Below are 25,341 nucleotides of genomic sequence, written 5' to 3'. Positions count from 1 at the left end.
AACAAGTAGGGAGTGAAGTGGCTGATGGTGTCAAGGGAGTTGGATCGAGGCCCGCCGCCGAATCGACCGGAATGCGGAAATCGTTACATCCGAAGGAGGGTCCGGAGTGTCGAGGTATCCGCGAGGTCTCAACTCGGGAAAGACTGCCGTGCAACCTTGCTTTCGATCTTGCTCAGTTGGCGGCAAGTGGACTATACCTGTCGGCGTCTGCACAGCTGGTTCACCGGTTGTGCGGCTGGGGGACACGGGGGCAGGGCAACGTGACGCCGCAGGTGCGTCGGCTGTCCGGTCCCCCCGGCGCCCCCCACGGCAATCATTAGCGTTAAATCTGTACCACCCAAGCGCAACTGACCGCGGTGGCGGGGCCCTTCGCTGAGGCGAATTTCAACGGGGCGACCGGTACACACCGCCTGAGTCCTGGAGAAGGCGAGGACTTGAGCATGGGATCCACCTCCGCCCACAAGAATGAGGGCCTTGGCCGTCGCGATGTGATCAAGCGTTCTGCCGCACTCGGTCTGATCACCGTCCCGACCATGAGCTTCCTGTCCGCCTGCGCGAGCGGCGACAGCGGCGGCGACGAGCCCGTCAAGAAGGGCAAGACCAGCGCGAAGAACCCGCTGGGCGTCAACGAGAGCGCCGCGCTCGACGTGGTGATCTTCAACGGCGGCTTCGGCGACCAGTACGCCAAGGACGCCGAGAAGAAGTACGGCGAGGCGTTCCCGAAGGCCAAGGTCAAGCACACCTCGACGCAGAAGATCCAGTCGCAGCTGCAGCCGCGCTTCAACGGCGGCACCCCGCCGGACCTGATCGACAACTCGGGCGCCGAGCAGATGGACATGGGTGTCCTCGTCGGCAAGAAGCAGCTGCTCGACCTGACTCCGCTGATGGACGCCCCGTCCTACGACGACCCGAGCAAGAAGGTCCGCGACACGCTGCGTCCGGGCGTCCTCGAGATGGGCCAGTTCGACGGCGACCCGGTCTGGATCATGTACTACGCGTACACCGTGTACGGCGTGTGGTACTCGCAGACCAACCTGGAGAAGCTGGACGCCCAGTACCCCGAGAACTGGGACGACATGCTCGCCCTCTGCGCCAAGGCGAAGAAGAAGGGCATCGCGGGCTGGACGTACGCCGGTAAGTACCCGTACTACCTGCCGTTCTCCCTCTACCCGTTCATCGCCAAGATCGGCGGCCGGGAGGTTCTCGACAAGATCGACAACCTGGAGCCGAACGCCTGGAAGGACCCGGCCGTCAAGGCCGCGTTCGAGGCGTACTACGAGCTCTACAAGAAGGGGTACATCCTCAAGGGCACCCCCGGTCTGACCCACATCCAGTCGCAGACCGAGTGGACGAAGGGCAGGGCGCTCTTCATCCCCAACGGTTCGTGGGTGGAGAACGAGGCGGCGCCGACCACGCCCAAGGACTTCAAGATGATGGTCTCGGCCCCGTCCAGCCTGGACTCGTCCGACAAGATGCCCTTCGGTACCATCTGGGCGTCCGGCGGTGAGCCCTTCGTCGTCCCGGCCAAGGCGGCCAACCCGCAGGGCGGCATGGAGCAGCTGCGCATCATGCTCTCCGAGGAGTCCTCGAAGAACTTCACCAAGCAGGTCAAGTCCCTGAGCGCCTTCAACGGCGGCACCGACGGCCTGACCCTCTCCACGGCGATGCAGTCCGGTGTGGACGCGCTGGAGAAGGCCGGCGACAACGTGGTGAACCCGCGTATGCAGGACTGGTACGTGAAGCTCCAGAAGGAGCAGATCGGCACCGCGGGCATCGGTGAGATGATGGCCGGCCGCCTGACCCCGGCCGAGGCCATCAAGAAGATCCAGGCATTCGCGGACGCGGCGGCCAAGGACCAGTCCATCAAGCACTACAAGCACCAGTGAGCAACCGTCACCAGCGGCGGCACCCGCGGAAAGATCGGGGTCGGTAAGAGATGCAGCACGGCAAGTACCGGTTCATTGTGGGGTTCCTGGTAGTCCCCTTGGTGTTGTACGCGGTCTTCGTCATCTGGCCGTTCATCCAGGCCATCTACTATTCCTTCACGGACTGGACCGGACTGAGCCCCGACTTCAAGATGGTCGGCTTCGGCAACTACTCCAGGATGCTGAAGGACGACATCTTCTGGAAGTCGCTCCAGCACAGCGTGATTCTCGTGCTGGTGCTGCCGCTGGTGACGCTGGGCCTCGCGCTCTTCTTCGCCTTCATGCTGAACGTCGGAGGCCGTCGGCGGAAAAACGCCGCGGTCTCCGGTGTGCGGGGGTCGGCCTTCTACAAGATCGCCTACTTCTTCCCGCAGGTCCTGTCGATCGTCATCGTCGCCCTGCTGTTCCAGTTCGCGTACAACCCGCGTTCCGGCATGGTGAATTCGGCGCTGAAGGGGATCGGCCTCGACTCCGTCCAGCCGGACTGGCTGGGCGATCCGAATCTGGCGCTGATCTGCGTCATGGTGGTGCTGGTCTGGTCGACGGTCGGCTTCTTCGTCGTCCTCTTCTCGGCCGGAATGGCGTCCATCCCCAAGGACTTCTACGAGGCGGCGCTCCTGGACGGTGCCAGCCGCATCACGACGTTCTTCAAGATCACCGTTCCGCTGCTCTGGGACACCATCCAGTCGGGCTGGGTCTACATGGGCATCCTGGCCCTCGGCGTCGAGGCGTTCACGGCCGTCCAGGTCATGACGGTCGGCCCCGGCGGTCCCGACTACTCGACCTCGATCCTGCCGCTGTACGTCTACCAGACCGCCTTCCGCGACGGTCAGGCCGGCTACGCGACGACGATCGGTGTCGGACTGCTCGTCGTCACCATGGCGTTCGCCGCCGTCGTGATGCGGCTGGGCCGGCGCGAGCGGCTGGAGTTCTGATGCCGCGCTTCCCGGGACGCGTTCCCCGCACCCCCAGCAGGCAAGACAGTCCGGCCGCGGCGGCCGGCTCGACAGTAGTACGAGGTGAGCACGCGTGAAGGCCACTGAAACCCCTCCCGCGGTCGCGGCGACGGATCCGGCCCCCGTGTCCAAGTCGCCCGCCCCGGCGGGCAAGGAGAAGAAGAGCAGCGAGGGGAAGACCCTCAACGTCTTCTCGCACGGTGTGCTGATCATCTGGGCGATCCTGGTGGTGCTGCCGCTGCTCTGGGCGATCATGTCCTCGTTCAAGACCGACGACTCGATCCTGTCGACGCCGTGGAAGCTGCCGGACACGCTCCACTTCGAGAACTGGTCGCGCGCCTGGAGCCAGGCGCACATGAGCGATTACTTCTTCAACACGATCGTCGTGGTGGGCTGTTCGCTCGTCGGCACGCTGCTGCTCGGCTCGATGGCGGCCTATGTGCTCGCGCGGTTCGAGTTCCCGGGCAACCGCTTCATCTACTACCTGTTCATCGGCGGGATGAGCTTCCCGATCATCCTGGCGCTGGTCCCGCTGTTCTTCGTGATGAACAACATGGGGATGCTGAACACGCGGCACGGACTGATCCTGGTCTACATCGCGTACTCGCTGCCCTTCACCGTCTTCTTCCTCACCTCCTTCTTCCGGACGCTGCCGGGGTCGGTGGCGGAAGCGGCGATGATCGACGGGGCCTCGCACACCCGGACGTTCTTCCAGGTCATGCTGCCGATGGCCAAGCCCGGCCTGATCAGCGTCGGCATCTTCAACTTCCTCGGCCAGTGGAACCAGTACATGCTGCCGACGGTACTGAACACCGACCCGAAGTACCGGGTGCTCTCGCAGGGTCTGGTCGAACTGGCCAGCAGCCAGGGCTACAAGGGCGACTGGTCCGGGCTCTTCGCCGGTCTGGTGATGGCGATGCTGCCGGTCCTCGCGGCCTACATCATCTTCCAGCGCCAGGTCGTGGCGGGGCTGACCGCGGGAGCGGTGAAGTAACGCCTCGTACACCCTGAACGCACTTCACGAACGAAGCGAACCGCCCGCCGGCATCCCAGCCGGCGGGCGGTTCGTCTGCGTACGGGGGAGTTCGCCCGGGCCGCTGGGTGGAGGAGCGGTGCTCATCGGTGGCTCCGACTGCTCAAGGTCTTGACGGGGCCCGCCCGAAAACGGTCAGCTTAGAGTTCACATGTTGGAGAATATGGCAGGAGTGAGTGAGTCGATGGAGACTCCGGGGTCGCAGACGTCTCTGCATCGCGCCAACCTTGAGCGGGTGGTGCGCGCCGTACGCATGGCTGGTTCGCTCACCCAGGCGGAGATCGCCAGGAGCACGGGCCTCTCCGCGGCCACCGTCTCCAATATCGTTCGCGAACTGAAGGAAAGCGGCACGGTCGAGGTGACCCCCACCTCGGCGGGCGGCCGCCGGGCCCGCAGCGTCTCGCTCAGCGGCGACGCGGGCATCGTGATCGGCGTCGACTTCGGCCACACCCACCTGCGCGTGGCGGTCGGCAACCTGGCCCACCAGGTGCTCGCCGAGGAGTCCGAGCCGCTGGACGTCGACGCCTCCTCCGCCGAGGGCTTCGGACGGGCGGAACAGCTGGTCAACCGGCTGATCGAGACCACCGGGATCAGCCCCGGCAAGGTCATCGGGGTGGGGCTCGGTGTACCCGGCCCGATCGACGTCGAGTCCGGCACCCTGGGCTCCACGTCGATCCTGCCGGGGTGGACGGGCATCAACCCCAGCGAGGAGCTGTCCTCGCGCCTCGGCGTGCCGGTCTACGTCGACAACGACGCCAATCTCGGAGCCCTGGGCGAGCTGGTGTGGGGGAGCGGCCGGGGGGTCAGGGACCTCGCGTACATCAAGGTCGCGAGCGGTGTCGGCGCCGGTCTGGTGATCGACGGGCACATCTACCGGGGCCCGGGCGGCACGGCCGGCGAGATCGGCCACATCACCCTCGACGAATCGGGCCCGGTCTGCCGCTGCGGCAACCGCGGCTGCCTGGAGACCTTCACGGCCGCGCGCTACGTCCTGCCCCTGCTCCAGCCCAGCCACGGCCCCGATCTCACCATGGAGCGGGTGGTCCAGCTGGCCCGCGAGGGGGATCCGGGGTGCCGGCGGGTGATCGGTGACGTCGGGCGGCACATCGGCAGCGGGGTGGCCAACCTCTGCAATCTGCTGAACCCGAGCCGCGTGGTGCTGGGCGGCTCGCTGGCGGAGGCCGGGGAGCTGGTCCTGGGGCCCATCAGGGACTCCGTGTCGCGTTACGCCATCCCCAGCGCGGCCCGGCAGCTGTCCGTGCTTCCGGGGGCCCTGGGGGGCCGCGCCGAGGTGCTGGGCGCGCTGGCGCTCGTCCTGAGCGAGATGGGGGATTCAACCCTTTTGGAGAGCACCCTCCCCGCGGCCACTCCTGCCTTCACTTAGATAACGAATGGCACCGTTGTCATCTCGTTAAGGATTTACTCCTTGACGCCGCCCCTGCGGCCGAGTTGACTTCCAGCCACCTCGGCCGCGACGTTGCGGCCTCGTCAGGGAGGCAAACCCCCAATGAACGCAATGACGCGACGCATCGTCATAGGCACGGCCGCCGTTTCGATGGCCGTCTCCCTCGCCGCTTGCGGCAAGGCCGGCGACGACAAGAAGGACTCGGCGGACTCGGGCAGCAAGACCAAGATCGGTCTGCTGCTCCCGGAGAACAAGACCGCCCGCTACGAGACGCTGGACAAGCCGCTGTTCATCGAGGCGGTCAAGAAGAGCTGCGCCGACTGCGAGGTCGTCTACAACAACGCGGGCGGCGACGGCGGCCAGCAGAAGCAGCAGTTCGAGCAGCAGATCGCCGACGGCGTCAAGGTCATCGCGATCTCCTCGGTCGACTCCGAGAAGTCCGCCGGCTGGATCGCCGGCGCGCACAAGAAGGGCGTCAAGGTCGTCGCGTACGACCGCGCCATCGCCGGTGCCGACGCCTACGTCAGCCACGACAACGAGAAGATCGGCCGGCTCCAGGGCCAGGCCATCCTCGACGCCCTGGGCTCCAAGGCGGCCAAGGCCAACCTCGTCATGATCAACGGCGACGAGAAGGACCCGAACGCCGGTCTGTTCAAGAAGGGCGCCCACGCGTCCCTCGACGGCAAGATCAAGATCGCCTACGAGGCGTCCGGCGAGTGGGACCCGAAGATCGCCGGCGAGAAGATGACCGCCGGTATCTCCTCGGTCGGCAAGAGCAAGATCGACGCCGTCTACTCCGCCAACGACGGCATGGCGGGCGGCATCATCACCTCCCTGACCAACGCCGGCATCAAGGACATCCCGGTGGGCGGCCAGGACGCCGAGCTCCCCGGCATCCAGCGGATCATCGCCGGTACGCAGACCTTCACGATCTACAAGTCGCCGAAGCAGCTGGCCCCCGAGGCCGCCAAGTTCGCCGTCAACCTGCTCCACGGCAAGGACATCGGCGCCCAGGGCGAGACGGACGGCGTTCCGTCCACGCTGCTGGAGCCGACCGTGGTGAACAAGGACAACATCGAGTCCACCGTGATCAAGGACGGCATCTACAAGGCCGCCGACGTCTGCGTCAAGGACATCGCCGCCAAGTGCACCGCGCTGGGCATCAAGTAGTCCCTCCTCGCGCCGGGGCCTGACGGCCCCGGCGCGTGCGGGTCCGGTTCCGCCCCGCACGGCGGAATCCGCCCGCGCCCCATGACTGTCCGGCCCCGGCCGGCTCACACCCCGCTTCCGGCCGGGTGCCGGACACTCTTCCCCCCGTGCTTCCCGTATGTCGACGCTGCCCTCGCGGCGCGGCGTCTCCGCCGGTCAGGCGGCACATCCCCGCCGGTCAGGCGGCGAAGGAGATGGTTCACGTGTCACAGACGCCCGTGCTGGCGTTGCGTGGAGTCTTCAAGCGATTCGGAGCGGTCCAGGTCCTCTCCGGTGTCGATCTCGAAGTCCACGCCGGAGAAGTGGTCGCCCTCGTCGGCGACAACGGTGCCGGAAAGTCCACGCTGGTCAAGACGATCGCCGGCGTGCACCCCATCGATGAGGGCGTCATCGAGTGGGAGGGCAAGAAGGTGGACATCGACCGTCCGCACGACGCCCAGAACCTCGGCGTCGCCACCGTCTACCAGGACCTCGCGCTCTGCGACAACCTGGACGTCGTCGCCAACCTCTTCCTCGGGCGCGAGATCAAGAAGGGCGGCGTCCTCGACGAGGTCGCCATGGAGAAGCGGGCCCAGGACCTCCTGTCCACCCTCTCCATCCGCATCCCCAGCGTCCGCATCCCGGTCGCCGCGCTCTCCGGCGGTCAGCGCCAGGTCGTGGCCATCGCCCGCGCCCTGGTCGGCAACCCCAAGATCGTGATCCTGGACGAGCCCACCGCGGCCCTCGGCGTCGAGCAGACCGCCCAGGTCCTCGACCTGGTGGAGCGGCTGCGCGAGCAGAACCTCGGCGTCATCCTCATCAGCCACAACATGGCCGATGTGAAGGCCGTGGCCGACCAGGTCGCCGTGCTGCGACTCGGCCACAACAACGGCGTCTTCCCCGTGGCCACGACCAGCCACGAAGAAATCATCGCCGCGATCACGGGCGCCACGGACAACGCCGTGACCCGTCGCAAGTCGCGCAGCGCGGAGGCATCCAAGTGAGCAAGATCAGCAAGACTTCCGCCAAGATCCCGGCCCAGGCGGAGACCACCGAGGCCCCTGCGGCGGCGGAGGGAGCGGTGCGGGTCGTGGACCCCCGGCTGCTCGTCCGCGAGCAGGGCTTCAAGGGCTACTGGACCGAGTTCAAGCGCAAGGTGCGCTCGGGCGAGATCGGCTCGCTGCCCGTCGTGGTCGGCCTGATCATCATCGCCATCGTCTTCCAGGCCGAGACCGGCAACTTCCTCACCTCGTACAACCTCGACCAGATCACGCTGTACGCGGCGGGCCCCGGCATCATGGCCGTCGGCATCGTCTTCGTGCTGCTGCTCGGTGAGATCGACCTCGCGGTCGGCTCCGTCGCCGGTCTCGCGGGCGCGGTGTGGGCCGTCCTCGGCACGGACATGCCGGACGGCCTCGCCATCGTGCTCGGCATCCTCTCCGGCACGGTCATCGGCGCCTTCCACGGCATCGTCTTCGCCAAGATCGGCGTGCCCGCGTTCGTCGTGACGCTGGCGGGCTTCCTGGGCTGGGCCGGCATGCAGACCTGGGTGATGGGCGAGAAGTCCACCATCACCACCCCGCTCGGCAGCTTCGTCCGCGACCTGACCAGCTACTACTTCGAGGACGTCGCCGCCGCCTACGGCCTCGCCATCGTCGTGATCGTCGCCTTCTACCTCGCGCAGCTGCGCGACGCACGGCGCCGCAAGGCCGCCGAGCTGCCGGCCCGCCCGCAGAGCGAGATCATCCTGCGCACCGCGCTGCTCGCCGTCATGGCCCTCCTCGCCGCGTACGCGTTCAACCAGGAGCAGGGCCTCCCGCTCTCCCTGGTGATCTTCCTCGCGATCCTGGTCATCACCGACTTCGTGCTGCGCCGTACCACGTACGGCCGTCAGGTCTTCGCGGTCGGCGGTGGCGTCGAGGCCGCGCGCCGCGCCGGTATCAACGTGTCCTGGATCCGCATCTCGGTGTTCATGATCTCCGGCACGCTCGGTGCGGTCGGCGGCCTCTTCCTGGCCTCCGCGACCGGCGGCGCCGACCGCTCCCTCGGCGGCGGCAACCAGCTCATGATGTGCATCGCCGCGGCCGTCATCGGCGGTACGTCCCTGTTCGGCGGACGCGGCAAGGTCTGGTCCGCGCTCCTCGGCATCCTGGTCATCCAGTCGATCGTCCAGGGCCTCAACCAGATGAACCTGTCGTCCAACGCGATCCAGTACATGATCACCGGTGCGGTCCTCCTCATCGCCGTGATCATCGACTCGGTCTCCCGCAAGACGCAGAAGACCGCCGGGCGCGCCTAGCAACACCGCAGGCCGCGCGCGTACGCACCACCCGCCGGAGCCCGGCGCCCCCACGGAGGGCGCCGGGCTCCGGCGCGTACCGGCACGGAAGGGGCGGTACGCCCCGACTCCCGCTTCGGGGAGAGGCCGTTAGACTCATCGGATTCGGCATGCTCGACCAGCACAATCGCAAGGAGGCACGGTGACACAGCCGCGCGAAGCGCGTCACGCACGGGCGGTGGTGGGCGACGGATGGGATCTGCTGACCCGCATCGGCGGACCGCGTGACCTCGACCGGCTCACTCCCGAGCAGCTGGAGCAGCTCGCCGAGGAGATCCGGACCTTCCTGGTCGACGCGGTCTCCAAGACCGGCGGACACCTCGGACCCAACCTCGGCGTGGTCGAGCTCACCATCGCCCTGCACCGGGTCTTCGACTCGCCGAAGGACAAGGTCCTCTTCGACACCGGCCACCAGAGCTACGTGCACAAGCTCCTCACCGGCCGCCAGGACTTCAGCAGGCTCAAGAGCAAGGGCGGCCTCTCCGGCTACCCCTCGCGCGCCGAGTCCGAGCACGACGTCATCGAGAACTCGCACGCCTCCACCGTCCTCGGCTGGGCCGACGGCCTCGCCAAGGCCAACGAGGTCCGCGGCAAGGACGACCACGTCGTCGCGGTCATCGGCGACGGAGCCCTCACCGGCGGCATGGCCTGGGAGGCGCTGAACAACATCGCCGCCGCCAAGGACCGCCCCCTCGTCATCGTCGTCAACGACAACGAGCGCTCCTACGCGCCCACCATCGGCGGCCTCGCCAACCACCTGGCCACCCTGCGCACCACCGACGGCTACGAACGCTTCCTGGCCCGCGGCAAGGACCTCCTGGAGCGCACCCCCGTCGTCGGCAAGCCGCTGTACGAGACGCTGCACGGCGCCAAGAAGGGCCTGAAGGACTTCATCGCCCCGCAGGGCATGTTCGAGGACCTCGGCCTCAAGTACGTCGGCCCCATCGACGGCCACGACATCGAGGCCCTGGAGTCCGCGCTCCAGCGCGCCAAGCGCTTCGGCGGCCCGGTCATCGTGCACTGCCTCACCGAGAAGGGCCGCGGCTACACCCCCGCGCTCCAGGACGAGGCCGACCGCTTCCACGCCGTCGGCAAGATCCACCCCGACACGGGCCTGCCCGTCGCCACGTCGGGCCTCGACTGGACCTCGGTGTTCGGCGAGGAGATGGTCAAGCTCGGCCACGAGCGCGAGGACATCGTCGCGATCACCGCGGCCATGCTCCAGCCGGTCGGCCTGACCGGGTTCGAGAAGGACTTCCCGGACCGGATCTACGACGTCGGCATCGCCGAGCAGCACGGCGCGGTCTCCGCGGCCGGCCTCGCCACCGGCGGCCTCCACCCGGTCTTCGCGGTGTACGCCACCTTCCTCAACCGCGCCTTCGACCAGGTCCTGATGGACGTCGCCCTGCACAAGTGCGGGGTCACCTTCGTCCTGGACCGGGCCGGCATCACCGGTACGGACGGCGCCTCGCACAACGGCATGTGGGACATGTCGATCCTCCAGGTCGTGCCCGGCCTGCGGATCGCCGCCCCGCGCGACGCCGACCAGGTCCGCGCCCAGCTGCGCGAGGCCGTCGAGGTGGACGACGCACCCACGGTCGTCCGCTTCTCCAAGGGCGCCGTCGGCCCCTCGGTCAAGGCCGTCGGCACGGTGGGCGGCATGGACGTGCTCCGCGAGCCCGGCACCGCCCGGCCCGACGTGCTGCTCGTCTCCATCGGCGCGCTCGCCCCGATGTGCCTGGAGATCGCCGGCCTGCTCGACGCCCAGGGCATCTCCACGACCGTCGTGGACCCGCGCTGGGTGAAGCCCGTGGACGAGGCCCTGGCCCCGCTCGCCGCGCAGCACCGCGTCGTCGTCACCGTCGAGGACAACAGCAGGGCCGGCGGCGTCGGCTCCGCGGTCTCCCAGGCGCTGCGCGACGCGGACGTCGACGTACCGCTGCGCGACTTCGGCATCCCGCCGGTCTTCCTCGACCACGCCTCCCGCAAGGAGGTCATGGCAGAGATCGGGCTGACCGCCCCGGACATCGCCCGCCAGGTCACCGGCTTGGTCGCCAAGCTGGACGGGCGCTACGACCCGGCGGAGGACCGCACCGTCGCGGAGCGCGTCCGCGACTGACGCGTACCCCCGCTTCGGCCGAACGGGCCGGTCGGACCACCCGTAACGAGTGGTCCGACCGGCCCGTTCGCGTGAAATCCGGGCGTGGCAGGCGTGCCGCGAACGGGTGGTGGGGCCCGGTCCGGAAACTGGCGTGCACGACGAGTGCGTGGAGGTACGCCGGTGAGCACGCAGCAGGACCTGCCCCCGAGCGGGAACGGACTGTTCAGGACCAAGACGGTCGAGCAGTCCATCCGCGACACCGAGGAGCCGGAGCACGCCCTCAAGAAGTCACTCTCGGCCCTCGACCTCACGGTCTTCGGCGTCGGTGTCGTCATCGGCACCGGCATCTTCGTCCTCACAGGCAAGGTCGCCAAGGAGACGGCGGGCCCGGCCACCGCCCTCGCCTTCGTCGTCGCGGGCGTCGTCTGCGCGCTGGCCGCGCTGTGTTACGCGGAGTTCGCGTCCACCGTGCCGGTCGCGGGGTCCGCGTACACCTTCTCGTACGCCTCGCTCGGCGAACTGGTCGCCTGGATCATCGGCTGGGACCTGGTGCTGGAGTTCGCGCTGGGCACGGCGGTGGTCGCCGTCGGCTGGTCCGGCTACGTCCGCTCGCTGCTGGACAACGCGGGCTGGCACCTGCCGGACGTGCTGTCAGGGCCGGACGTGGCGGACGGCTTCGGCTTCGACATCCTGGCCTTCGCCCTGGTGCTGGTCCTGACCGCGATCCTGGTGCTGGGCATGAAGCTCTCCGCCCGGGTCACCACGGTGGTGGTCGCCATCAAGATCGCCGTCGTCCTGATCGTCATCATCGCGGGCCTGTTCTTCATCGACACCGCGAACTACTCGCCGTTCATCCCCCCGGCCCAGCCCCAGCCCTCCGGTTCCGGGTTCGACGCCCCGCTGGTCCAGCTGATCTTCGGCTACGCGCCGACGAACTTCGGCGTCATGGGCATCTTCACCGCCGCCTCCATCGTCTTCTTCGCCTTCATCGGCTTCGACGTCGTCGCCACGGCCGCGGAGGAGACGAAGCTGCCGCAGCGCGACATGCCGCGCGGCATCCTGGCCTCGCTGCTCATCTGCACCGTGCTCTACGTCGCCGTGTCGATCGTCGTCACGGGCATGCAGAAATACACCGAGCTGTCCGTCAGCGCCCCGCTCGCCGACGCCTTCAAGGCCGTCGGACATCCCTTCTACGCGGGCGTCATCAGCTTCGGGGCCGCCGTCGGCCTCACCACGGTCTGCATGATCCTGCTGCTCGGCCAGACCCGGGTGTTCTTCGCGATGAGCCGCGACGGCCTGCTCCCGAGGTTCTTCTCCAAGACGCACCCGCGCTTCCACACCCCGTACCGCCCGACCATCCTGCTCGGCGTGATCATCGCCGTCGTCGCCGGGGTGACCAGCATCAACGAGCTCGCCACCCTGGTGAACATCGGCACGCTCTTCGCCTTCGTGGTCGTCGCGCTCGGCGTCATCGTGCTGCGCCGCACCCGCCCGGACCTGCACCGCGCCTTCCGCACTCCGTGGGTTCCGGCGGTCCCGATCGTGTCGGTGGCCGCCTCGGTCTGGCTGATGCTCAACCTGCCGGCCGAGACATGGCTGCGGTTCGCGGTCTGGATGGTGATCGGCGTGGTCATCTACTTCGCGTACGGCCGCTCGCACAGCCGGGTGAACCGCGAACGGGCCTGACGCTCAGATACCCGGCCGCACCGTACGCGGCCCCGTGCACCGTGCCCCGTGCGCCTCGACCCGGCGGCGCAGCTCCCGGTCCGCGGTGACGACGACGCAGGGGCGCGGCGCGGTCTCCGCCGCCGCGCCCGCCGCCAGCTCGGCGATCAGGTCGTCACCGCTGCCCGGGGCCGCCTCCACCCGGACCCCGGGCACGGGCGCGACGTCCCGGGCCCGCCCCTCGACCACCAGCACCAGGTCGACGGGGCCGGGCGTACCGGGCAGGCCGTCGGAGGCGTAGGGAACCAGCGAGTCGCGCAGCCGTTCGGCCGCGCCCCGCCGGTCGCGCCACCAGCCGTCCGGGACGGACCCGACGACATTGGCGGCGTCGACGATCACCAGGGGCAGCGGATTCGACATGCGGCCACCCTGTCATGTCCGGGTGTGGCGAAGTCCCGCGCAAGCGGTGCGGACGCGGTGATTCCAAGGGTTCGAACGGTGATTCTATGATGGGTGCTCCCCGCCTTCCGGATGCCGGCCGTGACACAAAGCCGCAGATCGGGGGCGGACCATCACGGAAGGAAGACGCCACGACATGCGAGTCAGGTCGAGACGTGCCCAGGGGAGCGCCTCGGGCAAGGGCGACGATGCCCTGCGAGACGTCGAAAGCGCCCGTGGCACCGGCGAGACCCCGGTCGGCGGACGCTGGCTCGTGCGTGGCAAGGACGGCAGGCTCACCGCCTACGCGCGCAACGAGGACAGGCTCCTGCGCTGGACCGAGGAATGCCCCGGCGGACCCGACTGGCAGGGCCCCGAGTTCTTCCCGGCCCCGGACCTGACCCACCTCGGCGTCGCCCAGGGCCCGGACGGCTACGTCCACTTCATCGGCCGCCGCACGGTGCCCGGCGACGAGGAGCAGCCGCAGGTCGACCTCGTGCACGCCATCCAGTACCAGACGGGCCGCCCGGTCACCGCGTGGCGGACCGTGGGCAATCCGTACAAGGACGGGGACGAGCGCGCAGCCCGCATCGGCCCGCCGGCCGTCGCCGTCGCCTCGACCGGCATGGTCCACGTCTTCGTCCGCAACGCCAACGGCGGCATGATGCTGCGCCGCGAGGCGAAGAGCGGCAAGTGGGAGGGGTGGAAGGACCTCAGGGGCACCCTGGGCAAGGAGACGATGGCCGTCGCGGTCGCCGATTCGGGCCGCATGGAGCTCCTGGTCCCCGGCACCAACAAGGCCATGCGGTGGGCCCAGGCCGAGCCGGGCGGCGCCTTCCAGAAGGGCGACAACCTCAACGTCAAGATCGCCGGCGGCGCGGTGAGCGTGCTGGAGACCGCGCCCGACCGCAACACCTTCTACTGGACCGACGCCACCACCGGCACCCTGGTCGCCACCCGCCTGGACACCCCGCCCATCACGATCGGGGATACCCCGGCCGATGGCCCGGTCGCCGTGCTCCGCGCCGAGCTGGACGATTACGACTGCACGGTGCTCGCCCACCGCACCCGCGACGGCCGCGTGCTGCTCGCGGCCTGCGGTACGGAGAACGAGTCGGGCGGCCTGTGGTGGGCGGCGACGGGCGAACGCACCTCGGCGCCCCCCGCGTTGGCGCTCGACGGCCAGGGGCGCGTGGTGCTCGCGATGATCGGCGAGCGCGGCGGGCTGTACGTGGCCCGGCAGAACGACGAACCGGGCCTCGCGCTGGGACCGGCGCAGCGGGTGTGAACCACTACGGCCCCGGGACCGCTCCCGGGGCCGTACGCCGCAGTTCTGCTCAGCCCTGTCCGAGCGCCGGGGACTTCCTGGCGGACTCGGGGATGGGGGCGTCCTCGCGGAGCGCCTTCCACAGCGCGTCCGCCCGCGACTTCACGGCCACGACGCGGTTGTGGTCGATCTTGTCGTACTCGACGGGGAGCATGATCGTCTCCATCGTGTCCGGGTCGACCCCGTTCATGGACCGGGCGAACTTCGCGAGCGAGGTGAGCGAGGCCAGTTCGTCGTCGGTGGTCAGGGCCGCCGTGGCCGAGTTGGCGATCTTGTAGGCGCTCGTCGGGCTGCCCAGCAGGTCCTGGCTCTTGACCTCCTTGAGCAGCGCCATCAGGAACTGCTGCTGGAGGCCGATGCGGCTCAGGTCGGTGCCGTCGCTGAGGCTGTAGCGGGTACGGACGAACTTCAGGGACTCGGTGCCGTCGAACTTGTGCGGTCCCGCGTCGACGTTCAGCCCGGTCTTCTTGTCGTGGATGGGCTCCTTGACGTCGATGTTCACCCCGCCGATGGCGTCCACGAGCCCCTTGAACCCGGCGAAGTTGATCTCCAGGTAGTGGTCGATGCGCACCCCGGACATCTTCTCGACGGTCTTGACGACACACGCCGGACCGACCTGCGAGTACACCGAGTTGAACATCACACGGTCCTTGCCCGCCACCGTCGAACCGTCGCCCTTGGCGCACTCGGGCCGGGTCACCAGGGTGTCGCGCGGGATGGACACGGCGACGGCCTTGTCACGGCCCTCCGGGATGTGCACGACGAGCGCGGTGTCGGACCGGGCCCCGCTGACCCCGACCGCGCCGCCCAGCTTCTTGTTCTCCGCGCCGGCCCGCGAGTCGGACCCCAGGACCAGCAGGTTCTGCCCGCTGGTGGGCAGCTTCTCGGGACGGTCCTCACCGAGCGCCTTGTTGATGTCGACGCCCTTGATGTTGCCGTTGAGGTGGCTCCAGAACCACCACGCGGTACCGCCCGCGGCGACGACGAGCACCAGGGCCGAGACCAGGATCACTCGCCGTATTCGCTGGCCCCGCGTCCGGACACGCTTGCGCCCGCGGCGGCGGGGGGTCTCCGGGGAGCTCCCCTGGCCGGGGGTCGTGTCGTCTTGGCTCATCCTGAATGAGTCCTCACAGCTTGTGGCCTGGTCAGGGCGCAGGTGATGGGGTGGGACTCGGGTGGGGGGTGAAGCCGGTCCTCTTTTTTCCCGGGATGAGAACTATAAACAGTCGATCAGGTGTACGTACGGAAGATGTGGCGTAACTGTGACATGGCGCCTGGGGCCGGAGAGGCGGTGGGTGGCGGCGAATCGCTTTGGCCGGCGGGCACTTGGGCGCGGCGTGACGGATGGGGGCAAAGTGACGGACGCGTGAATCATGTGACAAAATCATGGTCGGAATACCATGGGATGCCCGTGGGCGAAGAAGGCGGTGCAGGGCGTGATCCGTGGCAGGAATGGTGGTCGCGCCGCGGCGTCCCGGCGTGCGAGCGCACCCGGCACGCGGGGCGGGGCTTCGCGGGTTCCCGCCGGACCGGGCCGCTGGCTCTTCACCGGCCCCGACGGACGGATGACGGCGTACGCGACCTCGGCACGTGGGCTGGTCCGGTGGACCGAATCGGCCGGGGGAACGGAGCTCTGGTCCGGGCCCGAGCTCTTCGATGTGCCGGACTGGGCGGGCCGGGTCGTGATGGCGCAGAGCCGTGAAGGCTACGTGTGCTTCGCCGCTCTGCAGGAGAACGACGGCGCGCAGGGCATCGCGGTGGCCACCCAGTACCAGACGGGGCGCGCGTTGACCGGCTGGAACTCCCTGGGGCTGCCGAAGGGGCAGGACACCGCATTCGACGACACCGTGGTGCACAGCCCGCTCATCGCGGTCAATCCCGCCACCGGCTCGGTGCACGTACTGGCCTCCCTCAGCGGGAGCGGCGTGTTCCGGCGCAGTCGGAAGCCCGAAGGCGAGTGGGGAGCCTGGAAGCCCGTCACCGACCGGGCGTACCCCTCGGAGCCCGGGGTGGTCATGACCGAGGGCGGGCCGCTGGAAGTCCTGGCCCTCGGGACCGGCGGAGCCGATCACTGGGTCGGAACGTCCAAGGGCCGGTTCCAGCTCGTCGGCAGCATGCAGACTCCGGTCGTCTCCGGTTCGGTCACCGCCCACGAGACCGGCCCCAAGCGGGCAACGTACTTCTGGAGATACCCCGGCGACGGCTCGCTGGTGGCGTGGCGGCGCTCTGATGGGCAGTCGGCCGGCGGTGGCCTCATGACGCTCGGGGGCGCCGGAGGCACCGGCGCACCCAGCGTCACCCGGGCCCTCATCGGTGGATACGACTGCACGGTCCTGGCCCAGACGGGCGTCGACGGCGCTGTGGAGATCACCGCCTATGTGACCGAGAACGAGGGATACGGCATGTGGTGGGCGCAGGTCGAAGGACTGGGCGCGCAGAACCCGCAGGTGGCCGTGGACGGCTTGGGCCGGGTCGTGGTGGCCGCCCTCGACAGCGAGGGCTCCCTGATCGTCGCGAGGCAGAACCTCGCCATGGAGGGCCTCGGTTTCGGACCGTGGGTCCGGGTAGCCGGCTGACACCCCCGAGGCGCCGTACCCGCGCACCGGCACAGCCGCGGCGAACCGCTGTCGGTGGTCAGCCGGCAGCGGTCGGGGATACGCCCGGGTTCACCACGTCGCTTCCGCCGGGGCGGAGTTGCCCCCCTGCGGAAGCGGGAGGCGCTCCGCGACCTCGACGGCGAGATCACCGGCTTCGGTACAGAACAGCGTCGCGGCCAGCTCGTGCTGCGCGGACGTGGGCGAGGGAGCGATGCGAACAGGGGCCCGGCTGGTGAGGTCGACGCTCTCAGCGCGCTCACGGCCGAGAGGCACCTCCTTGGCGACCCCTTCGAAGCTCACCGAGAGGTGGATGTCCCAGACGCCGGGCGCCACCGGCCACCCACTCGTCGTCTGCCGCAGATTGACGCGGGCGGAGAACCGGCCCATCGCCCGGGGCTTGCCCTTGGCGTTCAGCAGCTTCTCGTCCCGGCGAGCCGTGACCGAGAAGCGGTGCTCATCACCGGTGCCCCGCTGCCGCAGAACCACCTCGGTGGCCCTGTCCCGGGTGGAGAGCTGCTCGAAGAAGGCAAAGCCGTCAAGGCCGAGGATCGAGTCGGTCCACTGGACACGGGTGAGCTGCTGACTCACGGTCATGCGATCCGTTATCTCGAAGAGTTCGTCGGGGAGCCCGACTTCGGGATCGCGGAAAAACGGCAGGGTGGTGAAGACTCTGCCGTTCTCGACGGTCTTGCGTGCGGGGGCGCGGTCCTTGTCGGTCTCGTACGCGACCATGTGTGACATCTCGGAGAACCGGCCCGCCGAAAGAAGGGCCAGGCGCACCGCGAGCGGCTTGGGGAGCAACGCGAGCGAGCCGTGGGTGAGATGTGTGTTCAGCACGTCCCTGGCTGCCCAGCAGGTGCGTTCCAGCTCGTCCCTGCTCTGGATCGCGAAGAGTGAGCGACCGGTCGCGGTGCCCAGGTCCAGTTCCAGGTGTCTGGCGAGCAGGTAGTCCCGTTGGGGACCCGCGGGCCGGAGAGAAGCCGCCGACCGCATCAGGTAGTCGGCGAGGCCGATCCGCTCGACACACGTCAGCGCCGGCGTCCGGGCCGGGGCCGAGACGAGGCAGGGGGCGTCGGCCACCACAGCGATGTTGTCGGCCGCGACGTACGCCGCCGCGGTGAATGCCATCTCGTCCGCCCCGGAAGCGGCGTCGAGCGGGAACTCCAGCGCCTTTCGGCGGATCAGGTCGGTGCGGAACAGTTTGTTCGCCGACAGCGACCAGTAGGCGCGAGAATTGTAGAGGTCGACAGAGGCACGGCTGCGCCGGTAGAGGGCAGCAGGCTCCGAGGTCCCCGCCAGACTCTCCGGCTGTCCGGCGACGACGTCCGCCTCCTGTGCGTCAGCCGTCTCCACCAGCCGTTCGAGGGCATCCGCGTGCAGCCGGTCGGAGCCCTCAAGGAAGATGACGTACCGCCCTGATGCCTGGTCCAGGGCCATGTTGCGCGCCGCCGCGGGCCTCGTGCCGATGGGCTGCCGACCGGTCCTCACCGCATTCGCATGGGTACGCGCGAACCTTGCCAGCAACTCGGGACCATGATCGGAGGACCCGTCGTCGATGGCCACCACTTCCAGGCGGTTCATCCCGATCGACTGGGCCAGCAGCGAGTCGAGACACGCTTCGACGGTCGTGGCGTGGTCGCTGACACGGACCACGACGGTGACGTCGCGTATGTCGGCAGGGTGCATGGGCCGGGAGCGAAGCATCGGTTTACCGGTTCCTCGAAGATTCTTGGGGCCAGGGCATCGTCCCGGTCAGTTCGGGCCATTGCCAGGGAGTGAACGCGGTGGTGACAGCGGTCTGGGGGAAGGCACCCGGCGCCGCGGTGAGGTCACCGACGAACACATGGGCCGTTGCCGTCGCCTTCGTCGAGTCCGAGGTGCCGATCGTGTACTCGAACCGGTCGTAGCCGACGAATCCCGGAGCGGGGTCGTACGCCACCCACCCGTCACGCGAGAGCTGGGCGCTGCCGTGCAGAGGCTGGGTCACCGAAATCGCGAAGCTGCCCTCGGGGGCTTCGACGAGTGCGTTCCCCTCGCCCCGCACTCCAGGGCTCGTGACGATCCGGAGTCCGGTCAGCCGATGCGGCCCGACCGGCACGGCGTGCCCGGTCAGGCGCGCGGTGCGGACCATCTTGCGCTGGGTCGCGTCGGGAATGCCGACCATGATCTGGGGCCGCAGCCGGGGCGCGCGCCCGGGGCTGCCGATCCGCACCGACAGCACTCCGGTGCGCGTCTCCCCGGGGTCGGCGCGCACCCTGAACCAGCGCTGCCGCGGAAAGTACTCGAGGGCCTCCAGGGACACGACCTCCCCCGCGTCGACCAGAGAACTCTCCAGCAGATAGGCGCAGCCCCGCGGCGCACCCTGCTCCGCCGCGACGCACAACGCCAGCTCGACGATGTCGCCGGGCACGACGGGCCGGTCCGGTTCCACCGAGCTGAAGAGGGCCGCGCGCACCACACCCTGGGACGGGTCCGGGCCCGTGGCACGGCCGCTGCACAACAAGTGGTTCATACGGCGGGGCCCTCCGGGAGATAGGTGGAGACCCGCTCCTTGGTCCGGCGGGCGAAGGTGTCGTCGTCGAGCCAGCCCAGCTCGTCGTACGAGAAGCGACGGCGGTCCAGGCCGGTCGTCCAGTGCTCGGGGACTATCTGCTGAGTGCGGAGGCTGCGCGCCACATAGCGCGCACACTCGATCGCGCCCTCGGCGCGCAGGTGCACGTTGTCCGCGTCCTGGACGATCTTCTGCAGCGGCTCTCCGGGGCGCAGGTAGGTGAACGCGTCCTTGGAGTTCTCCGGCCCGAGCTCTTCCCACCAGGCGAGGCTCTGCCCGTACAGGTCGATGACGGGAAGGTGCTCCTCCTGCGCGAGCCGGCGCATGGCGGTGGGATAGTCCCCCAGGAAGCGGGACACGTTCCCATGCGGGTCCACTCTGCGGCGCTCGAACGGGAGCAGGACCACCGGGTGCCCCTGCGCCGCCCGGGTGCCGACGGCGTAGGCGCGCATGTGCTCCATGAACGACCCGAACGGATCGGTGTGCAGACCGGCGTCGGGCTTCCAGTCGATCTGGCCGAAACCGAAGATCAGGTAGTCACCCGGCGACATGTTCTCCAGGATCCACTGGAGGCGGCCACGCTCACGAAAGCTCTTCGAGCTGGCCCTCGCACGGGCGCAGTTGACCACCTCCACCGAAGGGCTGAGGAAGAGCGGCAGGGCTTGGGCCCAGCCTGCCATCGGCAGGTGACTGACCGGCCTGGTGACGGCGGTGGAGTCACCGGCGACGAAGATCTTCGGCTTACGGCCGTCGGGCTGTGCGGAATAGTCCATGAATCTCTCTCACCGGTTCGACGCGGCAGGTCTATGCGGACGAGTCGGCCTGCTCGTGCAGCACCGACGCGAGCGCCTGCTCGAATTCCGAAGCGGCAGGCCGGCTCGCCGTGGGGTCCTGCTGGCGCACATCGATGACATGGCCCGTCAGGGAGGACAGCAGGACGTCCAGCGAGCTGAGCGCGACCATCTCCGACGAGAGCAGAGAGCCCTCGGGCTCCTCGCCGAATGCCTTGGTACGCATGGGAGTGGCCGTTCGCTCCGGGTTGACGCAGTTGACCTGGATGCTGTCCCCGGCCCACTCGTCCGCGAGGGCCTGCGTCAGATTCACCATGGCGGCCTTGGTGGACGAGTAGAGGCTGTACTCGGCACGCCCCCGCGTGTAGCTGCTCGAAGTGAAGAGCAACAGCTGGCCCTTTGTCTCGGCGAGGTACTTGAACGCGGTCCGCGCGATGTTCACCGGGGCCAGGTAGTTGACCTCCAGGGCTTCGCGCAGGGTCGCGTTGTCCGTCGCGTCGAGCCTGCCGATCCGCAGCACACCCGCCGTGTTGACGACGTAGTCGATCCTCCCGGTCTCCGCGTAGGCCCGGGAGAACGCCGCCTCGACGTCGTCGGGGTTCTCCACGTGGGTACCCGTCGTGGAGCGGCCCAGGGCGAAGACGCGTGCCCCGTACGCCTCGGCCATGCGGGCGATGTCGGCCCCGATCCCGTAGGACCCACCGAACACGATCAATGTCCGCCCGGTCAGACGGCTCCGGTAGAACTCCTCGCCGCCCGGGCTGGGCGCCGTCGTGGACGCCAGCTGGAACAGCTTGTCGGCGATGAAGACGTCGACGGGCTGGGTGACCTTCATGTTGTACTCATCGCCCATGACCACGTGCACGGGCACGTGGGGCAGGTACTTCACGACCACGGAGCAGTCGTCGGTGGCCTGGAACCGCGGGTCGGAACTCGCGCGGTCGTAGGCACTGCTGATGGTGGAGAGCCAGAACCCCTGGGGGGTCTGGCCCCGCCTGAGCCTGCCCCGGTCCGGGATCTCGGTGATGAACTCGCCGTCGCCCCCGTGCATCCGGGTGACGATCACGGTGTCGGCCGAGGGGATGGCGACGTCGACGGCCTGGTACTTCTTCAGCGCCTGGACGCATTCCTTGATCACGCGCTGCGAGACCAGTGGCCGTACGGCGTCGTGGAAGAGGAGGTTGCAGTCCTCGCCCTCGCCGAGTCCGGCCTTCACCGCCTCGATGGCCAGCGTGGTGGTCTCACTGCGGGTGGACCCCCCGGCGAGGACCTGGGAAACCTTGCGGAGCCCGGCACGAGCCACGATCTTCTCGGCCTCGGCCACATAGTCGGGCGTCATCAGAACGATCACGTCGTCGATGTCCGGCGCGCTTTCGAACACCTGCAGAGTGTGTTCCAGGATCGGCTTCCCGGCGATCTTCAGGAGCTGCTTGGGTATGGCGAGCCCGATGCGCTGCCCGGTGCCACCGGCGAGGACCACGGCGACGGTTCGGCGATGGGTTGAGCGGCTGGTCAAGAGATCCTGCTTCCTCGAAAGATGGGGGTCGACGGGCAGAAGGGCGAAGCCCCGCGCTGTCAGACGGGCTGATGGGGCTGCTGTCCCGGCCGGTCGGGGAACTCTTCGAAGGCCGGATACTCGATGGGGAAGTCCTGGAGCCCGCGGGAGTAGAGAGCGTTCGCAGCGTTGTTGAACCGGACCGTGGAAGGAGGATGGTCCGCGCCGAGCAGGTAGTCCTTGAGCTGCTCCCGGTAGGAAGCCATCACGTCCTGCGTCGGGTCGAGCGTCGCCGCAAGGGCTTGGTCGAGGCCGTTGCAGTCGCCGTCCAGCAGGTAGGACGCGTAGGCCGTGCGCTGTTCGTTCCGGAACTCCGCGTCCGGAAGCCCGTCCAGGTTGAAGATCGCGTACGGCTTACGGGTCGCCACGAAGTCCGAGACAACGCTCGACATGTCCCCGATGAGCAGGTCGGAGTGGTTGAAGCAGTCGTACAGGGTGGGTACTCGCTCCGTCACGACGTGGTGAGCGCTCTCGGGCAGCGAGTCCCAGTACAGGGTGCCGGCCTGTTCCCGCAGCTTCCGGATCCGGACGGTCCGAGCCTCCTCGGTCAGGTCCGGATACTTGGACCGGACGCCACGCTCCTGATATGCGGCGAGACGCTTGTCGATACGCGCCAGTTGGCGGGAAGCGGCCTTGGAATCCAGGACGTTGCGTCCGAACCGTTGTGCGTTGTCCTCCTGGAGCAGCGCGATGATACGCCGGTGCGCGGTTGCCGCCGCCGCTGAACGCGTTCCGGTCAGAGGGTGCGGCTTGTAGATGATCCGAAGGCGCCGCTCATGCGCCAGGAGGGCACGTACGAGCTGCTCACCGGCCGGGATGACGGAGGTGTAGCAGGCGTCATCGGTCCAGCCCTCCCACGTGGGGGCGTAGATGACGGTGGGTATCTCGCTGTTGCCGACAGCGCCGGTCCAGCGCCGCAGCGGCGCGAGCTGCGGGCGGCCGACCTCGACGATCTGCTGGGCGGTCACCGCGTGCTTGATGCGCTCGTAGCGGTCCCGTCCGGCCCGGCCCGCCACCCAGATCTCGTCGAAGACCTTGCTGACCCGGTTGCTGCTGGCCAGTTTGTCGCTGTCGCCGTGTCCGATGAAGACGTGCTTGACGTCGTGCCGTTGAAGCATGTGCACGTTCTTGCCGGCGTTGCCGGGATAGAGCGTGACCCGGAGCTCGGGCATTTCGACGCGGGCCAGGTACTCGGCCTTCGGCACGCAGATGACCGGCACGGATGTGGCGTCCAGGAAGCGCAGCGTGGCCCGTTCGCGAAGCACGATGATGGGCCGCAGGTCCAGCGTCTCCAGGGACTCCAGCCACATGTTCACCTGGTACATGAAGTCCCGGGAGACGGCGGCGAAGGTGAAGTACAGGGCGACCTGGGGCCGGTACGTCGCGAGCTGCCGGTTCAGTTCGACGATGGCGTCGTCGGGGGAGGGCAGGATGAGCGCGTTCCGCGCGCCGGGCAGCAGCACCAGCACGGCCAGGCAGGCGAACCAGACCGCGGCGATCGCGCCGAAGGTCACGAACTCCCAGCGGCCGGTGGCGATGGTCCCGAGCGCACCGGCTATGAGGGGGACGTCGAGGTGCAGCGTCTTGCGGACGTGCTTGTTCATCAGGAAGGGATGCGGCATGCGCCGTATGCCCAGGGCCTCCAGATCGAGCCCACGCGTCGTGAACGGCAGGGCGGCACGCTCGGTCTTGACCCGCTTCAGCACCGCCCCGTAGACGAGTTGGAGCGCGAACAGGAGGAGCAGCCCCACGGACGTCATCTGGACGACGAAGGAGTCGAGGTCGTCGATCGATCCGCAGAAGGCCAGCAGGAGGAACTGGCGGATCAGGAACCGGATCGTGAGGCCGAACCGGGAGTCCCGCAGCCTGTCGAGAGTCGAGGATTCGGAGGAGTGCAGGAGCAGGTCAGCCACGTAGGTGGCCGCGGTCGCACACGAGAAGACGAGCAGCGACGGGATGACGACCGCCGCCAGCATGCCCAGGAAGCCGAGCCCGAGGGCAGCGGTGATCAGGAACCCCAGTACGGCCTGGCGGCGTGCTTTGCCCATCGGTGACCGACTCCTCCTTCAGTGGTCTATGCGGCGCTTGGCGATGTTGCCGGCGCGGAGCGGGAGTGCCGCACGTCACAGTGGGGGCCGAGCGCCGCAGCCGACCGAAGGACGCGGGCAGGGTGTAAGGAACTTGTGAAGCCTCCGACGGAACTCTAAACACTCACTGAGTGTTCAGTGAACTCCTAAAGGGACAAAAGTTGAACATTCACTGCTTGGATGCGGAACAGTTACGAACGGAATGTGGATGCTTGTGATCTGTCTAACGTTCCTGCGCTCCGGCCGACGATGCGGCTCGTCTCGTGCTAGGCGCCTACGCCTTCAGATCCGCACGAGTAGACGGTGATTCTGCGCCGATCAGGCGTCTTGACCGAAAAGGCGATGCAGAGCCGCGGTGTGGTACCGGGCCTGACGGCGATCCCTTCGGGCTCCCGGAAGTCCAGCTCCGGAGCCGCGGTCACGCGCCGGCGTGCGACCGTCCGCCCGCTGTTCACGTCGAGCGTCGAAACGAAGGTGTTGCCGCCGGCGGACGGTGGATTCCCACCCGCTTCACCTGAATAGGGATTCCCCGTGAGCTGGTAGACGTACCCATTGCGCAGGGCGCATCCCTGGAAGGTCTCGCCCTTCTTCAACGCGCTGTCCGCGAAGTCGTACAGCGGCTCGTACCGCTGGGCGAGGAAGTCCTCCATGCGATAGACCGCATAGGCGTGCCTCCGCCCGATCCAGTGGCTCACCAGTACACGGCGGTTGGCCAGATCAAGCGTGGGGTGCATCCGCAGGGCGCCCGGGACCGGGCGGTGATGGCGAAGGCCCGGCGACGAACTGTCGAGCACCGTGCCGTCACGGAACGGGACACGGGCGATGGCACGGCCGTACCCCGTTCGGGGATCCGCATCGGACTCCACCCACAGCAGTACGTTTCCGTCCGACGGCTCCACCCCGAACGAGATCCCGTGCCCGAAGCCACGCAGGTACATGTGCCCGGTACTGCCGCCCGACGGGGAGAGGACCGTGACGCACATGTCACCGGACAGCCGTCTGGCCCGGCCTCCGAGGGCCCGGGTCTCGTCGGGAAGGCGAACGGAGGCCGGCATGAGCTGGAGCGCATACGTATCGTCCGGACTCCGGCCGTACGAGACCGACTGCGGTCCCGTGACGTGACGCAGCGGTGTGGGCGCCATCAGTTCCGAAGCCGTGGAAACGTCGAACTCCCCGGCGGCCCCGGCGGATTTCCCGCCGCCCGGCAGAACGGAACCGTGCCGTGGGCTCAGCAGGACACCGCCGGCGGCACCGCTGCCGCCCAGGAGAAGCGTTCTCCTTGTGATGCGCCGTCCCGTCTCTGCCGTGCCCATGCGTACTCACCGTCTTCACCCAGGGCGGGCGCCGCCCGTCTGCAGTGCAAGATCGGCATTCTGCCATTGTC

At 68.5% G+C, this 25,341-nt stretch carries 19 protein-coding genes; 11 read left to right on the top strand and 8 right to left on the bottom strand.

Annotated elements, in window-relative coordinates; all coding sequences use genetic code 11:
• Window positions 1-440: 440 nt before the first annotated feature.
• The 9 genes from ngcE to OG867_RS04765 all read left to right on the top strand — a co-directional run bounded on the left by ngcE (window position 441) and on the right by OG867_RS04765 (window position 12,632).
• A complete protein-coding gene (ngcE, locus tag OG867_RS04805; protein WP_406283068.1) occupies window positions 441-1,886 on the top strand; it encodes an N-acetylglucosamine/diacetylchitobiose ABC transporter substrate-binding protein in 1,446 nt (481 codons plus the stop codon).
• Window positions 1,887-1,936: 50 nt separating this feature from the next.
• Window positions 1,937-2,860, top strand: a complete 924-nt coding sequence (locus OG867_RS04800; protein ID WP_406283066.1) for a carbohydrate ABC transporter permease — start codon at window positions 1,937-1,939, stop codon at window positions 2,858-2,860.
• A gap of 94 nt (window positions 2,861-2,954) precedes the next feature.
• The gene (locus OG867_RS04795) at window positions 2,955-3,875 is read left to right on the top strand and encodes a carbohydrate ABC transporter permease (protein WP_406283064.1); all 921 of its coding nucleotides are present in this window, start codon (window positions 2,955-2,957) and stop codon (window positions 3,873-3,875) included.
• Window positions 3,876-4,098: 223 nt separating this feature from the next.
• A complete protein-coding gene (locus OG867_RS04790; RefSeq protein WP_406290757.1) occupies window positions 4,099-5,298 on the top strand; it encodes an ROK family protein in 1,200 nt (399 codons plus the stop codon).
• Window positions 5,299-5,421: 123 nt separating this feature from the next.
• A complete protein-coding gene (locus OG867_RS04785; protein ID WP_406283062.1) occupies window positions 5,422-6,489 on the top strand; it encodes a sugar ABC transporter substrate-binding protein in 1,068 nt (355 codons plus the stop codon).
• A gap of 233 nt (window positions 6,490-6,722) precedes the next feature.
• Entirely contained in the window at window positions 6,723-7,511 is a 789-nt protein-coding gene (locus OG867_RS04780; RefSeq protein WP_328903034.1) for an ATP-binding cassette domain-containing protein, read from the top strand.
• Window positions 7,508-8,806 carry a sugar ABC transporter permease gene (locus tag OG867_RS04775; protein ID WP_406283059.1) on the top strand — a complete coding sequence of 433 codons (1,299 nt, stop codon included), beginning with the start codon at window positions 7,508-7,510 and terminating at the stop codon, window positions 8,804-8,806. Before OG867_RS04780 ends, OG867_RS04775 begins: the two co-directional genes overlap by 4 nt.
• 181 nt (window positions 8,807-8,987) lie before the next feature.
• A complete protein-coding gene (gene dxs / locus OG867_RS04770) occupies window positions 8,988-10,964 on the top strand; it encodes a 1-deoxy-D-xylulose-5-phosphate synthase (protein WP_328903036.1) in 1,977 nt (658 codons plus the stop codon).
• 162 nt (window positions 10,965-11,126) lie between these two features.
• Window positions 11,127-12,632 carry an amino acid permease gene (locus OG867_RS04765; protein WP_328903037.1) on the top strand — a complete coding sequence of 502 codons (1,506 nt, stop codon included), beginning with the start codon at window positions 11,127-11,129 and terminating at the stop codon, window positions 12,630-12,632.
• Between the two features lie 3 nt (window positions 12,633-12,635).
• On the opposite strand, the gene OG867_RS04760 is transcribed toward OG867_RS04765, so the two are convergent.
• Window positions 12,636-13,031: an NTP pyrophosphohydrolase gene (locus OG867_RS04760; RefSeq protein WP_328903038.1), complete on the bottom strand. Its 396-nt coding sequence runs from the start codon at window positions 13,029-13,031 to the stop codon at window positions 12,636-12,638.
• Between the two features lie 175 nt (window positions 13,032-13,206).
• On the opposite strand from OG867_RS04760, the gene OG867_RS04755 reads away from it, so the two are divergent.
• Window positions 13,207-14,337: a hypothetical protein gene (locus tag OG867_RS04755; protein WP_406283056.1), complete on the top strand. Its 1,131-nt coding sequence runs from the start codon at window positions 13,207-13,209 to the stop codon at window positions 14,335-14,337.
• Between the two features lie 49 nt (window positions 14,338-14,386).
• Here OG867_RS04755 and OG867_RS04750 read toward each other — a convergent pair whose 3' ends face one another.
• Entirely contained in the window at window positions 14,387-15,490 is a 1,104-nt protein-coding gene (locus OG867_RS04750) for an LCP family protein (protein WP_328903040.1), read from the bottom strand.
• Between the two features lie 451 nt (window positions 15,491-15,941).
• On the opposite strand from OG867_RS04750, the gene OG867_RS04745 reads away from it, so the two are divergent.
• Complete coding sequence (locus OG867_RS04745; protein WP_328903041.1) at window positions 15,942-16,952, top strand: hypothetical protein; 1,011 nt, start codon at window positions 15,942-15,944, stop codon at window positions 16,950-16,952.
• A 90-nt stretch (window positions 16,953-17,042) separates the two neighbouring features.
• Here OG867_RS04745 and OG867_RS04740 read toward each other — a convergent pair whose 3' ends face one another.
• The 6 genes from OG867_RS04740 to OG867_RS04715 all read right to left on the bottom strand — a co-directional run bounded on the left by OG867_RS04740 (window position 17,043) and on the right by OG867_RS04715 (window position 25,270).
• Window positions 17,043-18,659 carry a glycosyltransferase family 2 protein gene (locus OG867_RS04740; RefSeq protein WP_406283054.1) on the bottom strand — a complete coding sequence of 539 codons (1,617 nt, stop codon included), beginning with the start codon at window positions 18,657-18,659 and terminating at the stop codon, window positions 17,043-17,045.
• Between the two features lie 22 nt (window positions 18,660-18,681).
• Window positions 18,682-19,485 (bottom strand): Ig-like domain-containing protein, encoded by an 804-nt coding sequence (locus tag OG867_RS04735; protein WP_406283052.1) that lies wholly within the window; start codon window positions 19,483-19,485, stop codon window positions 18,682-18,684.
• Complete coding sequence (locus OG867_RS04730; RefSeq protein WP_328903044.1) at window positions 19,482-20,297, bottom strand: rhamnogalacturonan acetylesterase; 816 nt, start codon at window positions 20,295-20,297, stop codon at window positions 19,482-19,484. The genes OG867_RS04735 and OG867_RS04730 overlap by 4 nt, the downstream gene beginning before the upstream one ends.
• Window positions 20,298-20,328: 31 nt before the next feature.
• Window positions 20,329-21,831, bottom strand: coding sequence for a bifunctional cytidylyltransferase/SDR family oxidoreductase (locus OG867_RS04725; protein ID WP_328903045.1), 1,503 nt, complete (start codon window positions 21,829-21,831; stop codon window positions 20,329-20,331).
• 59 nt (window positions 21,832-21,890) lie between these two features.
• The gene (locus OG867_RS04720; protein WP_406283049.1) at window positions 21,891-23,918 is read right to left on the bottom strand and encodes a hypothetical protein; all 2,028 of its coding nucleotides are present in this window, start codon (window positions 23,916-23,918) and stop codon (window positions 21,891-21,893) included.
• A 305-nt stretch (window positions 23,919-24,223) separates the two neighbouring features.
• A complete protein-coding gene (locus tag OG867_RS04715; RefSeq protein WP_406283047.1) occupies window positions 24,224-25,270 on the bottom strand; it encodes a signaling protein in 1,047 nt (348 codons plus the stop codon).
• Window positions 25,271-25,341: the final 71 nt, after the last annotated feature.

Source organism: Streptomyces sp. NBC_00209, from assembly GCF_045206345.1.
Taxonomy (GTDB): Bacteria; Actinomycetota; Actinomycetes; order Streptomycetales; family Streptomycetaceae; genus Streptomyces.
Note: the sequence above shows the minus strand (reverse complement) of the source record. Positions and strands in the feature narration are given on the sequence as shown.

What these genes read in the sequence shown, in the direction of transcription:
- OG867_RS04720 (WP_406283049.1), bottom strand. Translation starts at nt 23,918, where the DNA reads ATGGGCAAAGCACGCCGCCAGGCCGTACTGGGGTTCCTGATCACCGCT.
- OG867_RS04790 (WP_406290757.1), top strand. Translation starts at nt 4,099, where the DNA reads ATGGAGACTCCGGGGTCGCAGACGTCTCTGCATCGCGCCAACCTTGAG.
- OG867_RS04740 (WP_406283054.1), bottom strand. Translation starts at nt 18,659, where the DNA reads ATGCACCCTGCCGACATACGCGACGTCACCGTCGTGGTCCGTGTCAGC.
- ngcE (WP_406283068.1), top strand. Translation starts at nt 441, where the DNA reads ATGGGATCCACCTCCGCCCACAAGAATGAGGGCCTTGGCCGTCGCGAT.
- OG867_RS04755 (WP_406283056.1), top strand. Translation starts at nt 13,207, where the DNA reads ATGCGAGTCAGGTCGAGACGTGCCCAGGGGAGCGCCTCGGGCAAGGGC.
- OG867_RS04735 (WP_406283052.1), bottom strand. Translation starts at nt 19,485, where the DNA reads ATGAACCACTTGTTGTGCAGCGGCCGTGCCACGGGCCCGGACCCGTCC.
- OG867_RS04800 (WP_406283066.1), top strand. Translation starts at nt 1,937, where the DNA reads ATGCAGCACGGCAAGTACCGGTTCATTGTGGGGTTCCTGGTAGTCCCC.
- OG867_RS04750 (WP_328903040.1), bottom strand. Translation starts at nt 15,490, where the DNA reads ATGAGCCAAGACGACACGACCCCCGGCCAGGGGAGCTCCCCGGAGACC.
- OG867_RS04785 (WP_406283062.1), top strand. Translation starts at nt 5,422, where the DNA reads ATGAACGCAATGACGCGACGCATCGTCATAGGCACGGCCGCCGTTTCG.
- OG867_RS04715 (WP_406283047.1), bottom strand. Translation starts at nt 25,270, where the DNA reads ATGGGCACGGCAGAGACGGGACGGCGCATCACAAGGAGAACGCTTCTC.
- OG867_RS04780 (WP_328903034.1), top strand. Translation starts at nt 6,723, where the DNA reads ATGGTTCACGTGTCACAGACGCCCGTGCTGGCGTTGCGTGGAGTCTTC.
- OG867_RS04745 (WP_328903041.1), top strand. Translation starts at nt 15,942, where the DNA reads ATGACGGCGTACGCGACCTCGGCACGTGGGCTGGTCCGGTGGACCGAA.
- OG867_RS04730 (WP_328903044.1), bottom strand. Translation starts at nt 20,297, where the DNA reads ATGGACTATTCCGCACAGCCCGACGGCCGTAAGCCGAAGATCTTCGTC.
- OG867_RS04760 (WP_328903038.1), bottom strand. Translation starts at nt 13,031, where the DNA reads ATGTCGAATCCGCTGCCCCTGGTGATCGTCGACGCCGCCAATGTCGTC.